The organism is Singulisphaera chitinilytica (assembly GCF_049331405.1).
In the GTDB taxonomy this organism is placed as follows: Bacteria; Planctomycetota; Planctomycetia; order Isosphaerales; family Isosphaeraceae; genus PoT.
This window is the reverse complement of sequence record NZ_CP186274.1, coordinates 2,090,669-2,103,926: the sequence shown is the minus strand read 5'-3', so window position 1 is coordinate 2,103,926 and position 13,258 is coordinate 2,090,669. Positions and strand designations below refer to the sequence as shown.

Here is a 13,258-nt window from a genome sequence, read left to right as displayed (position 1 = left end):
TTCGTAAGCCCGCCCCAAGTTGGCGGATGTGAGGGTCTCGCTATGTTGAACCGCACGAACCGGACGCTGTCGGCCAATCTGAATGGGCTGAACCTCGGCACGCGGTCGCTCGCCACCTTGGCGGGCCTCAACAACGGCGCCTCGACCCTGCGCACCCGCCACGTCCATCGTGTCGTCAAGCGCGACGAAATGCAGGGGTATCAACCCATGCCAATCACCATTGGACATGAGGTGATCATCCCGATTTCGAGCTCATCGCCCGTTCTACCGCCGGTGACACCAAGTTCCCCGGTAGTACGGACGAGGGTCGACGCCGACGTGCCGTTTACGGACTCCGACACCGATTCCGGCAGGACCTGTCGGTATCGAGATGTCAGGGGTCATTCGCCGGAACTTTCGTGGCAGGGCCATGAAGGTTCGAAACGCGGTAGCCGGGCCATAAAGCGTGGCTGGCTGCAGCTCCTCGGCAATGACCTCGGAGAACGTCTCGCACTCGCAGCGACCTTAGCTCCCGCCGCCGCCGTCAAGGCCGCCGCGGGAGGGTGAGCGCCGAACCCCGGCTCATACTCGTTGGCAAGTCCCTGAACGCGCCCGATTGTGTCGGTTGGACGCGCCCGGATTGACCCCAACACCCAGTTGAGTTGGCGGTCGGCTTCGTGCGGACGACCTTTGCCCTTACCCGCAAATGGTCACCGCGCCCCAGCCGTCACCGTCGGCCGCCGCGCCTCGGCGCGTCGTCTCGAGCACTTCTCCGTCGAAGCGCGTCGTCCTCGTACGTACGCCCTCGCTTCGACCCGGGAAGTACCCTCGTTCGACGCTCGTACCGAGACCGCAGGCGCCTGTTCGAGGACTGCAAAAGCAGCCCCCGCCGTGCCTCGCCATACCCGCGAGTCAGTCACGGCCGGGCTGAATCCCCGAGGATCGGGGGGAGCGACCACACGTGTTGGCCACTCAGCGTGAGACTGCGGTTCGGGAAGAGACTTGGACTGACCTGGCGATCCTGGTCCGACAGGCCCAGGCTGGCGACCGCGAGGCGTTCGGCGAGCTGGTGGAGCAATTCCAGCGGACCGTCCACGCCATCTGCCTCCGGCGCCTCGGCAACCCGAGCGAAGCCCTCGAGATGACCCAGGAGGTGTTCCTGCACGTCTTGCGTCGGCTCGATCAGCTCCGCGAGCCCGAACGCTTCGCCGGCTGGCTCCGGCAGGTCGCCGTCCGCATGGCGATCAATCGCGCCACCCGACGCAACGCCCCTCCCACCGTGGAGGCGGTCGTGCTCGAAGGGGCCTGCACCGAGCGAAACGACGGGCCGCTTGAGGAGATGATCTCCCGCGAGCGGGCCCATCACCTCTGGGGGGCCCTCGACCGGCTCAAGACCATCGACCGCGAGGTCCTGGTCGCCTTCTACATCCAGGGGAAGTCCCTGATCGAGATCGCCGAAGAGCTCGAGACCCCGGTCGGCACCGTGAAGCGTCGGCTCCACACCGCCCGCAAGCGGCTCAAGGTCGAGCTCGAGACGAGCGTCAGCGCCTCCGACGAGTGGTCCGAAGGGCCACTCGAGGAGGACGAGGATGCCGAGCTGGTGGGGGCCGGGAGCACCGGCTTCAACTCTTGGTGAGCGGCCCCTCGGGGCGAACGTCAGGTTCGTCCCGAGGCCGCTTGCTGGTCACGGTGCGCGCGTTCCTCGGCGAGATAACGCGCCACGCGGACCTTCGTCATCGCATCATCGAGCCAGGCCAGGGCCACGACCGGCAGGAAGAGGATTCCCGCCAGGATCAGCCCAATGTCCGGCCTCCTGAACGCCGAGAACAGGGCGACAAAGATCGCCGCCAATCCCAGGGAAACGCCGGTCACCAGCCAGGTGGCCCTGCGATACTTCGCCACCTGCTCCTCCACCGGCTCAGCGCCCAGCCGGATCCTTCCCAGCCTCCGCCGCCAGTATTGCTCGCGGAGAGTCCAATCGTTGTCCGTCGTCTTCTCGACCATCGGCGGGCGTGCCCTTCGAGCCGAACCTGAAATCGCCGACCCTCATTCTATCCCCAGGGCGCCGAGGGCCACCACGGGAGTCGTCGATTCCGGGACGCTTTTGCCGGGCCATCAGTCTTCGCCGGGCTCGAGCAAAATGGTCAGCCCCCGGATATCCTCCTCGACGAAGCCGCTCAGGGTCGACGGGTTGTTGCCATCCCGGGTCTTGTTCTTCGGCGAGAGGTGATAGCCCTTCAGCCGCACGTTCACGTGGATCTCATCCGCCGGGACTCCCTCGATCGAGAACTTGCCTTCGGGGTCGAGCGTGGCCGACTGCCAGTCCCAGGCCTCTTCCCTCGAGAGCATGAGCCTCGTCCCTGGGGGGATCGGTTTGCCGTCGGAGAGCACGACCCGGCCGGCGACGCTGTGGGCGGGCTGCATGTTGATCTCGCCGAGATCCTGGCTCGTGCCGTCGCGACCCACCTTGATCTCTCGACATGTCAAGGCACTATCCTTGTTCAAGCTTGCCATCTTGCCATAGAGGTAGTAGTCATCCTGAGGAGCGATGTTCGACAGGACGAAGCGTCCTTGCGAGTCGGTCGCGATCTCGTGCGTCCCGACAAACTCGCCCATCCCGCGCCGGACCTGGACGAGCCCGACGACGGCCCCTTCGACGGCCTTACCGTCGCGGACCAGTCGGCCGGAGACCTGGACGCCCCGGAGCAATGACAGGGACGCCACCCTACCCGGCTTGAGTTCGGGGACGATCCGCCGAGCGAGGCCGCGGGCCTCGACCTTCACCGCCAGGGTCCGGATGGGGGATCTGGCCGTGAGCCAGAACTCGCCCGAGGCATCCGTCACGGCGATCGGGTCGAAGATATCCGGGCTGTAGCCGCTGAAGGCTTCGGTCTCGAACATCGAGGGCTCGACCGTCGCCCCGACCACCGGCGACCCTTCGGGGTTGAGGATCCGCCCGTGGATCACCCTGTCGGTGGGCACGGTCGACAGGTCCAGCTTCGCGAGCGTCACACTCAGGGCCTTTGCGGCCGGGTCGACCTTCTGGGCATACCTGGCCTTGTGCCCCTTCGCCACGAAGAGGACCTGGAACAGCAGCGAGGGGTCGAGCCCCTTGATCTCGAAGGCCCCGGCCGCGTCCGTCTTCGCACGCTTGGCGCAATCGGCGTAGCAGGACGGGCAGAGCGGGCTGGTGCCGCTCCTGGGCGCGGCAGTTGCGATGAAGACGTCGACCCCGGCGATCGGTGTGCCGGCCTCGGAGACGACCACGCCCTTGAGGTCCGACCCTCCCGGTCCGGCGACCATCGCCAGCGGGATCGCGAGATTCAGAAACAGGCTCAACATGGTGTCCTCTCCTTAATCTTCGATCCCTTGGAGTTTGCGACGCGCATCGGGCAGGACGACGCGGACCTCGGCCTGGTCGTCGGCGACGTCCTGGCGGATCAGGTTCCGAATCGAGCGGTCGGGACCGGTCGGCGAACGATAGGCCATGACCGCGAGCCCGCGGAGCGGGAGCCCAGTCAGCTCGAAGTGGCCCGACGCGTCCGTATTCATGAACCATCGGCCGCTTGCGTTGGTGTAATAATTCCCCCGGCGCTGGTCGTAGCTCACCGTGGCATTCGCCACGGGCTGGCCGCGGGGATCGACGACGATGCCACGCAAGTTCCGATTCGTGATCGGCAGGCGGAACGGCTCGAGGGTTTCCGACGCGCCCGACTTCACGACGACATATTTGCTGTTCTGACCAGCATGCCCGGCGACCTGGACGTCGACGTAGTACGAGCCCCCCGGGATCAGGCCGTCGAACCGGAATGAGCCGTCCTCCTTGACCTCGTTCTTGCCCTCGACGGGAGCCCCGATCATCCGGGGGCTCTTGGCGTTGGTCCGGAGCCAGAGCACCGGGCCGAGGAGCGGTTTCCCCGCCTCATCCAGCACGCGGCCTTCGAGAACGCCGAGCGCGGAGAGCTTGACCCTGACCGGCCCCTTCGCCTCAAGGGCGTCCTTCGCCGAGACCTCGACGCGGGCGCCGATCGACTTGCCTGCATGGATCAGGTCGATGGTATAAGCCCCTTCTTGCTCGAGGCCGACGATCTCGACGAATCCCTTTGCGTCGGTGGTTTGCGGAGTTTTATCGGGCAACCCGATCCCATACCGGCGGGCTTCGACTTCGCCCAGGGGCTGGTCGTTCGCGTCGATAGCCTGGATCGTGACGCGCCCCGCTTGCTCGAGGGCGATCGTCAGGTTGTCGAGCGTCGTCCCCGACGGCCCTGCGACGGATAGCGAGAACTGGTCATCGGGCTTTGCGCCGACGAATCGGCCGCCCGGCCCGGTGAATCCATCGGGGACCTTGCTGATGACGATCTTGCCTGGTCCCGCAGGGACGTGGAGCTGGAAAACTCCCTTGGCGTCGGTCGTCGCCTCGATGAGGAACTGAGTAGGGAGGCCTTCACCTTCCGGCGTGGTTTCGTAGCGAAGCGTGACTGCCGCGATGCCCGCCCCACGACTATCAACGACCTGACCCGAGGCGGCGATGCCCCGAGGCAAGCGGAACGTCCGTTCGAGGATCTTGGGATCCTTGGGGATCTCGACCATCACATCCAGCGGTGCCCATTCTTTATCGCTGGCCCAGGCATGGATCTCGACAGTCCCTGCCGGCAGGTCCTTGAAGAGGAAACGCCCGTCGCGATCGGTCTTGATCTGCTTCATCTGGTGGAACCACACCATGGTTCCGGCGGCCGGCTCGTCGGTCCCCTCGAAGGCGAGTCGTCCCGATAGTTGGTGATCCAGCTTCGTGAGGATCACGCTCAACTCGCCGGTCTGGACCGGATGCCTGGTCTTCACCTCACGGCTGAAATGGAACGTCCGATCCTCGAGATCCGGCTGCGCCCCCGGGGTTGTCGCCGCATAGATGCTTTGCTGTTGAAACCCATCGGACAGGGCAAAGAGGCTGATGCGTCGATCCGCGAGCAGGTTCCTCAGCACGAACCATCCATCCTGGTCGGCGACCGCCTCGAGCGGGACGGAGGACCAGTGGAGGGAAAGTCGGTCGTTGGTGGTCTGGAGGTCACCACGCACATCGTCATTCAAGGCGGCCACGTCGACAACCCGGAGCTTTGCCCCCGGGATCGGCTTGCCGTCCGTTCCCTGGATTTTCCCGCGGAGCGTGGCCTCCGCGGGAAGCGAGATTTTCAAGGGCTCGCGTTGATTCTGCGGGGTCAGCCGGGCCCAGGCGACCCCGTGCCCTTCCGCCAGCACCACGAGATCCCAGGGGAACCAGGACTTGCCTAGGACGCGATTATCTTCCCGGCCGGGGAATCCGGTGGCATTCACGTCCTCGAGTTGAAATCGGCCCTCCGCGTCGGTCTTCGCCTGCGCGAGGATGTCGGGCAGCATCCCCGTCCGCATCATCTCCTCGTGCTGGGCCTTGTTTGCACCACCCGTCCGGTTGATGGCCCATTCGCGTATGTAGACGCGAGCGTTCGACACCGGTCGGCCCTGAGCGTCTACGACCTGGCCTCGCGCCGACAACTTCAGGGTAGGCACATCATCCGGTTTGGGATCCTGCGCGAGGGCCACCTGGACTGGCGAGGGGGACTTGGTCATGTCCCTGGGCCGATCCGATCCTGTGGCCACGATCCACGCGGCGACCGATCCGCCGCCCATCAAGAGCGCAGCAACCGTCCATTTCAGGAGCCTCGAAACCGCAGATGATTTTAGCTCCTCGACAGCCAGGGATGACACCGCGGCGGGGACCGACGGCGAGCCGGAGAGGGTGATCATCGCGGTGCGGATCACCTGCTGAACAAGGGGGGCGGAGAGGGATGCCAGGGCATCGCCACCGCAGACGGCGCCCGTGCCGGCCACGAGGGCGGGCGCCAGGCCCCGGCGGATCAGGCGTTCGCGGAGCTGGATGCGGCCGCGAGAGAGGCGGCTCTTGACCGTCCCGACGGGCCAGTGGAGTCGCTCGGCCGCTTGTTCATACGTGAGTTCTTCGAGGTCGCAGAGGACGACGATCTGGCGCTGGGCGGGGTCGAGGCGATCGATCTCGCCGTCCAGGAGAGAGCGAAGCTCGGCGCGGTCGACGGCTTCGCCCGGCGAGGGTTGCTCGGCGACGAGGGACTCGGCGTGGATCACGAGGTCTTGCTGCGTCGGGCGATTGCGGCCGGCACGTTTGCCGGCGCGGACGGCGATGCGCCGGGCGACCCGGTGCAGCCAGCCGCCGATGGATTCGGAACGCCTGATGGATCGGGCCCGCCTGGCCAGGACCAGGAACGTGGCCTGGAAGGCATCCTCGGCCGCGTGGCGATCCATCAGGATCCGGCGGCAGACCCCCATGACCATCGACCCATGCCGCCCGACGAGGACCCCGAAGGCTTCCTCCGAGGCGTGCGTATCCCCCGCGAGGAACGCGGAGACGAGTTGGCCATCCGTCCGGCCTCCCGCGTTGCCCAACGTATAGAGCGTCCGGAGATCCTCCAGGACGAGCTCCCCTGCCCCAGATATCTTCCCCATGCGAACAACTCCCGCGTGATGTGGAGGGTTCTACTGTAGGGAATGAGGCGGGCGTCGGCAGGACTGTTCCGACTTTCTCGCGAAATGCCGGGAGCGGGCGTCAGGCGTCGGCGAGCTCCTGCAGCCTGCGAATCAGCTCCAGGGCCTGCTCGGGGGAGAGCTGCGCCGGGTCGACCTGCCGCAGCTCGTCGACCAGAGGGTCGGGCAAGGCGGCGAAGAGGCTGTTCTGCAAGGCCCGCCCCGACTTCACCTTGCGGATCGGCCCGGCCGACTGCGACGGCCCGGGGTCTGGCCCGTGCTGCTTCTCCAGGAACGCGAGGATCTCGCGGGCCCGCGCCAGGACGGGGCTCGGCACGCCGGCCAGCCTCGCGACGTGGATGCCGTAGCTCTGATCCGCGCCTCCGGGGACGATCCGGTGCAGGAAGACGACCTCTCCCTCGCTCTCGCGCACCGCCACGTTCGCGTTGCGGAGCCGGGGCTTGGTCTTCTCCAACTCCACAAGTTCGTGGTAGTGCGTCGCGAAGAGCGTGCGGCTGCCGAGGTTGTCGTGGATATGCTCGGTGATCGCCCAGGCGAGCGAGATGCCGTCGAACGTGCTCGTGCCGCGGCCGATCTCGTCGAGGATGACGAGGCTCTGCGAGGTCGCATTATTGAGGATGTTCGCCGTCTCGGTCATCTCGACCATGAATGTGCTCTGCCCTCGCCCCAACTCATCCGTGGCACCGACGCGGGCGAAGAGGCGATCGACCAGCCCGATCTTCGCCGACTTCGCCGGGATATAGCTGCCGATCTGCGCGAGGATGGCGTTGAGCGCGACCTGCCGGATGTACGTGCTCTTGCCCGCCATGTTCGGCCCGGTGATGACGACGATCGAGCCCGAGTCGGGGCCGAGCTTCGTGTCGTTCGGGACGAAGTGCCCGGGGGGCATCAGGACGTCCAGCACCGGATGGCGACCGCCGTCGATCTCGAGGACCGGCTCGGCGAGGATCTCCGGGCGGCAATATCCCTGCATCGCCGCGAGTTCCGCCAGGGCGGAAAGCACATCGACCTGAGCCAGCACGGCCCCCGCCTGGATCAGGCGCGGGGCCTCGGCCGCAACGCGGTCGCGCAAGGTTGTGAACAGCTCATATTCCAGCTCACACGCCCGATCCTCGGCGCGGAGGACCTTGTCCTCATACTCCTTGAGCTCGGGCGTGATGTAGCGCTCGGCGTTCTTGACCGTCTGCTTGCGGATGTAGTCGGCGGGGACCTTCGAGCCGTGCGAGTTGGTGATCTCGATGTAGTAGCCGAAGACCTTGTTGAAGCCGACCTTGAGGTTGTTGATCCCCGTCTGCCGGATCTGCTCGGCCTGGAACCTGGCAATCCAGGTCTTGCCGCCGCGGGCGATCTCGCGGAGCTCGTCGAGGTCGGGGTGGTATCCGGGGCGGATGAGCCCCCCCTCCTTCAAGGCGAGCGGCGGGTCGTCGGCGATGGCCGACTCGATGGCCGAGCGGACTTCCGGGCAGAGCTCGAGCGCCGACTCCAGCTCGTTGAGCCGCTTGGAGGACCGGGCGGTCAGCCTCGCCCGGATCTTGGGCAGTAGCGCGAGGGTCCTGGCCAACGCGACGAGGTCGCGCGGGGTCGCACGGCCCGTGCCGACACGAGCCGCCAGCCGCTCGAGGTCATAGGCCTCGCCCAATGAGCTGCGGAGGTCGGTCCGTAGCGACGAGTCCTTGAGCAACTCGGCGACGGCCTCGTGACGCTCGATGATCGGCTCGGCGCGGGTGAGCGGCGATGTGAGCCAGTCGGCCAGGAGCCGAGCCCCCATCGGCGTGCAGGTGCGGTCGATGACCTGGAGCAAGGAGCCTTCGCGCTTGCCGTCGCGCAGGGTCCGCGTGAGTTCCAGGCTCCGGCGCGTCATCTCGTCGAGCGCGAGGACGTCCCCCCGGCGATAGGGGGTCAGCCGCGTCATGTGGCCGATCGACCCTTTTTGCGTGTCGCGCAGGTAGGCGATCAGCGCACCCGCTGCCTGGACCTCGGGGGCCTGGTCGTCGATGCCGAAGCCGGCGAGGGTCTTCGTGCCGAAGTGCTGGTAGAGGGCGTTGCGGGCCTGCTCGCCGACGAAATCCCAGGACGGCCGCGAGGTGATCGTCGTGAAGGACTGCCCGCGCAAGGCGCGGAGCCAGGGGGCGTCAATGCTGGTCTCGGAGACGAGGGTCTCGGCCGGGTTCAGCCGGGCCATCTCGTCGGCGAGTTCGGTGCGCGAGACGCCCGTGAGCGAGAACCGCCCCGTGGAGATCTCGACCCAGGCCAGGCCGAGCTTGCCGCCGACGTCGACCACGGCCGCGAGGTAGTTCGCGGTCTTGGGGTCGAGCATGCCGTCGTCGGTCAGGGTCCCGGGGGTGACGACGCGGACCACATCCCGGCGCACGAGCCCCTTGGCGAGCTTGGCGTCCTCGACCTGCTCGCAGACCGCCGCGCGCTGACCGGCCTGGACGAGCTTGGCGAGGTACGTCTCGAGCGCGGGATGGGGGAAGCCGGCCATCGGCACGGCGTTCGGCCCCTTGTCGCGGGTCGTCAGCGCCAGGCCTAGCAGGGCGGCCGCGCGTTCGGCGTCCTCGCCGAACATCTCGTAGAAGTCGCCCATGCGGAAGAGCAGCAGCGCGTCCGGGTCTCGAGCCTTGAGCTCGCGGTACTGCTGCATCATCGGGGTCAGGGCAGGCTCGCTCATGGGTTTCGCCGAGGGCTGCGCGAGGTGTTGGATAATCGAATCAGACGGTTTCCTACCGACGGTCGAGCGGCCGGGACGGCCGTCGCCCCGCGCCCGGCGGAGACGTCGGCGGCCGTCCCGGCCGCTCTCTTTGATGCATCGAATAAGTCCAAGGTGTCAATGCGTGAGGCGCTCGATCCATCCGCGAGAGGAGGTCGATTCGAACCGAAAACGGTTTGTGAGTCGGTACCGAGATCAGGTCGGGTCGGGACGAATCGCGGCGTAGCGTAGCAAAGCCGGGTCGCGTCGAGTAGGTCCTGATTCGCTCAGAACTTGTCGAGGGCGGCCTGTTCCTCGGCGTAGATCTCGAAGACCTGGTCGAGGCGGGTGATCCGGAAGACTTCAAGCAGGTCGGGGTGGATGCAGCAGAGCTTCAGCTTGCCCTTGACCGCGCCCACCTTCTTCTTGAGGTTGATCAGCTTGCCGAGTGCGGCGCTCGACAGGTACTGCACATTGCCGAAGTTCAGCAAGAGCTTGGTATGCCCTTCGTCTTCGACCAGGCTGTAGAGCTGATCGCCGACCTCTTGAATATTCTCCTCGGTGACGATCTTCGTATCCACGAAGCTTACGACGGTAACCCCATCGATCGTTTCCAAGCGAAGATGACGACGCGAGGCTTGCGACATCGAACAGACTCCTGTCCAGGATCGGAACCGCACACCACAGAGGAGATGTGGACAAGCGACTCTACGCCGGTTCCCCAGGCGAGCGTGTCTGGGCCAGGGCCGGATGGGTACGGACCTGCAGACCGAGGCCGGAACCTAGGCATTTCCTACACTTACCACAATATCGGTGCGAATCAAGGGTGCACTCAACGACATCATATCACCTCGAAGCGTCCTGCGCCCGCATTTTTTCGGCCGTTCCGGATGCGCCGGATGTTTCGCATGTACGTATCAACGACGGACGGACTCTCCCGAGGGCCCGTCCCGACTCGCCCCATCCAGGCGAACGCCCCGACGTGTTAGGATTGGTGCTGACCCTGCGCGAGGGGCGTCCTTCATCCTTCATCGCGCGTGCTCATCGCCTTGTCGCGTGGTTGTATCCCCTGGAGTTTCGAAACGATGCGACGGTTCGTGACACCCGCGTTGATCGCGGGCTGTTTGTTCGCCCTGCTCTCCGCCTGCTACGGCAACGTCCTCATCCGCGGCAAGCAGTTCGCATACCGGGACGCGGCCCACTTCTATTATCCGCTTTATCAGCTCGTCGAGCGCGAGTGGGATGCGCACCGCTGGCCCCTCTGGGAGACCGAGGAGAACGCCGGGATGCCCCTGCTGGGCAACCCGACCGCGGCCGTCTTCTACCCGGGCAAGCTGATCTATCGGATGTTCCCCTACGCCGTCGGCGCCCGGCTCTACGTCGTGGCGCACACGATCCTCGCCTTCGCGGGGATGCTGGCCCTTTGCCGGTCGTGGAAGACGAGCTGGACGGGTTCGACCCTCGCCGCCCTCTCGTACGCCTTCGCAGCGCCGATCCTCTTCCAATACTGCAACATCATCTACCTCGTCGGGGCCGCCTGGACGCCGCTCGGCTTCCGCGCCGTGGATCGCTGGCTGCGGCTGGGGAAGCACTGGGCACTGCTCGAACTGGCCGTCGTGCTGACGATGCAGACCCTCGGCGGCGACCCGGAGTCGTCGTATATCATCGGGATCTGTGCGGGGGGCTACGCCGTGGGCCTCGCCTGGATGCGGAAGCCGAGGCGTGCGCCCTCCGCGTCGCGCACAGGGTTGAGGATTGCGATGGCGGCCGGGGCGCTCGTCGCCTGGTTCGTCGTCACCATCATGCTGGCCGAGGTCATGCCGCAGTTCCGACCTCGGCACAAGGTTCCCCTCCCTTTGCCGTGGATGGCGTACGTCCCGACGGCTGTGCTCGCGGCTTGGGGCCTGGGAGGGCTCGGCCTGCTCTGGTACTGGTTCCGCTCGGGTCGCAAGAACGTGCTGGTGCCGATGTTCGTCGGCCTGACGGGGGCCGCCGCGCTCTCGGGGGCCTTGTCGGCGGTCCAACTCCTGCCGGTGGTCGAGTTCACTGGGCAGAGCGGCCGGGCGGTCGGCGGCAGCCCGCACGACATCTACCCGTTCAGCCTCGAGCCCTTGCGGGTCGTCGAGTTCTTCTGGCCCAACGTGTTCGGGACCAACTTCGAGGGGAATCGTTCGTGGCTGAGCGCGGTCCCGCCCCGGTCGGCCCACCCGAAAATCTGGGTCCCGTCGCTTTACCTCGGGGGGCTCACGACGCTCCTGGCGTTCGGGGCTCTCGGCTTCCGGAACGGATCTCCGTGGCGGGCCTGGCTCTCGGCGATCGCGTTGCTGAGCCTGCTCGCGAGCATCGGCGAGTTCTCGAGCCCCATCTGGTGGGCGCGATGGTCCCCGGCGCTGGAGGCCAGGATCGGGCCGCACGACCCGATGCAGTCGACGGCGCTCCGGCAGGACCGACTCCTCCGCGATGGCGACGGCAGCTTCTACTGGCTCCTCGCCACCGTCCTCCCCGGCTTCCGCCAGTTCCGCTTCCCGAGCAAGCTGTTGAGCTTCACGGTGCTCGCTCTGGCCGGGCTCGCCGGGCTTGGCTGGGATGACTTGATGCGTGGGGTTCGCAAGAAACGGACGCTGGCGGTCACGTCGGTCGTGCTCGGATCGAGCCTGATCGCGCTCCTCGTGACGATCGGGGGCCAGGGGGGGATCCTCTCGTGGATGAAGTCGGCCACGGAGACGATGACCTCCCCCTTCGGCCCTTTCGATACCTTCGGAGCTTACTCCGAGCTGCGCTGGTCGTTCGCCCAGGCGAGCGCGATCGCCCTGCTCGGCTTCGCGTTGATCCTGCGAGGGAGCCGCGCCCCGATCGCGGCCGGCGCCATCGCGTTGCTGGCGATGACGGGAGACCTGGCGCTCGCCAACTCCCGATATGTCTTCACCGTCGACCAGTCGGTGATGGAGAAGAAACCCAGGGTGGTCGAACTGCTCGAGGCGGCCGAGAAGGCCAAGCCTTCGGATGGCCCGTACCGGGTCCATCGCATGCCGATCTGGAACCCGGTGAGCTGGATCACGGAGAAGGCGGACGATCGGGTCAAGGATTTCGTCGTCTGGGAGCGAGACACGATCCAGCCGAAGTATGGACTCGCGTATGACATCCACTATACCTGGACGCTGGGCGTGGCCGAGCTCTGGGACTACGACTGGTTCTTCGGCGGCTTCCCTCGCGAGATCGACGCCGCGACGGCCAAGTGGCTGGGTGCCAAGCCTCGCGATAAGGTGATCTACTACCCAAGACGCGCGTTCGACCTCTGGAACACGCGCTACTTCGTCGTCCCCGGCTATCCCAATGGCTTTACCGACGAGGACCGGGGCTTCGCCGCCTTCCTCCCCGACTCCGAGCAGATCTATCCGCCGCCCGAGTTCTTCAAGGAACCGAGGGACGAGAAGCGCGAGCGGGAATGGATCGAGCGAGAAGACTTTCGGATCTACCGCAACAAGGTCGCCCGGCCCCGCGCCTGGGTCGTCCACCAGGCCCGCTACACCAAGCCGATCACCCGGATGGATCGCTCGGATCGGGAAAAGCCGATGGAGGAGATCCTCTATGCGAACGACCCCTTCTGGAACGATCCCAACCTGCGAGCCTATGACCCCTCGGTCCTCGCCTGGCTCGACGAGGACAGGGCCACCGAGCTATCGCCGTACTTGCCCAACTCGGCCCCGACCGATGACGAGAAGGTCATCATCAAGCACTATGGTCCCCAGCGCGTGGAGATGGAGGCGGACCTCCAGAAGCCCGGGGTCGTCGTACTGGCCGACATCTTTTATCCGGGCTGGCGGCTCACCATCGATGGCAAGCCCGCTACGATCTACCGCGCCAACCGCATGATGCGAGGCGCGGCGGTGCCTTCGGGTAAGCATACGCTCGTCTACACATACGAGCCCGACACCTTCCGCCGGGGGAGCATCATCTCCATCGCCTCGCTGGCGGTCTTCGCGTTGCTGATGGTCGCCTGCCTCCGATGGCCGGTCTCGAAGCCGCTCGCGACCTGACGCC

At 66.3% G+C, this 13,258-nt stretch carries 8 protein-coding genes; 3 read left to right on the top strand and 5 right to left on the bottom strand.

Features of this window, described 5'->3' with window-relative positions; genetic code table 11:
- Positions 1-42: 42 nt before the first annotated feature.
- Together ACOYYX_RS08565 and ACOYYX_RS08560 are read left to right on the top strand one after the other, a co-directional pair.
- Positions 43-546 (top strand): hypothetical protein, encoded by a 504-nt coding sequence (locus ACOYYX_RS08565; protein ID WP_422929513.1) that lies wholly within the window; start codon positions 43-45, stop codon positions 544-546.
- A 394-nt stretch (positions 547-940) separates the two neighbouring features.
- Entirely contained in the window at positions 941-1,615 is a 675-nt protein-coding gene (locus ACOYYX_RS08560) for an RNA polymerase sigma factor (RefSeq protein ID WP_422929512.1), read from the top strand.
- A 20-nt stretch (positions 1,616-1,635) separates the two neighbouring features.
- Here the strand turns inward: ACOYYX_RS08560 and ACOYYX_RS08555 are convergent, their stop codons facing one another.
- The 5 genes from ACOYYX_RS08555 to ACOYYX_RS08535 all read right to left on the bottom strand — a co-directional run bounded on the left by ACOYYX_RS08555 (position 1,636) and on the right by ACOYYX_RS08535 (position 9,864).
- Positions 1,636-1,983, bottom strand: coding sequence for a hypothetical protein (locus ACOYYX_RS08555; RefSeq protein ID WP_422929511.1), 348 nt, complete (start codon positions 1,981-1,983; stop codon positions 1,636-1,638).
- 111 nt (positions 1,984-2,094) lie between these two features.
- Positions 2,095-3,321 carry a carboxypeptidase-like regulatory domain-containing protein gene (locus ACOYYX_RS08550; protein ID WP_422929510.1) on the bottom strand — a complete coding sequence of 409 codons (1,227 nt, stop codon included), beginning with the start codon at positions 3,319-3,321 and terminating at the stop codon, positions 2,095-2,097.
- A 12-nt stretch (positions 3,322-3,333) separates the two neighbouring features.
- Complete coding sequence (locus ACOYYX_RS08545) at positions 3,334-6,489, bottom strand: sigma-70 family RNA polymerase sigma factor (RefSeq protein WP_422929509.1); 3,156 nt, start codon at positions 6,487-6,489, stop codon at positions 3,334-3,336.
- A gap of 100 nt (positions 6,490-6,589) precedes the next feature.
- Positions 6,590-9,199: a DNA mismatch repair protein MutS gene (mutS, locus tag ACOYYX_RS08540; RefSeq protein ID WP_422929508.1), complete on the bottom strand. Its 2,610-nt coding sequence runs from the start codon at positions 9,197-9,199 to the stop codon at positions 6,590-6,592.
- A gap of 305 nt (positions 9,200-9,504) precedes the next feature.
- A complete protein-coding gene (locus tag ACOYYX_RS08535; RefSeq protein WP_422929507.1) occupies positions 9,505-9,864 on the bottom strand; it encodes an STAS domain-containing protein in 360 nt (119 codons plus the stop codon).
- Positions 9,865-10,302: 438 nt separating this feature from the next.
- Here ACOYYX_RS08535 and ACOYYX_RS08530 point away from each other — a divergent pair, with 438 nt between their 5' ends.
- Entirely contained in the window at positions 10,303-13,254 is a 2,952-nt protein-coding gene (locus ACOYYX_RS08530) for a YfhO family protein (RefSeq protein ID WP_422929506.1), read from the top strand.
- Positions 13,255-13,258 lie beyond the last annotated feature (4 nt).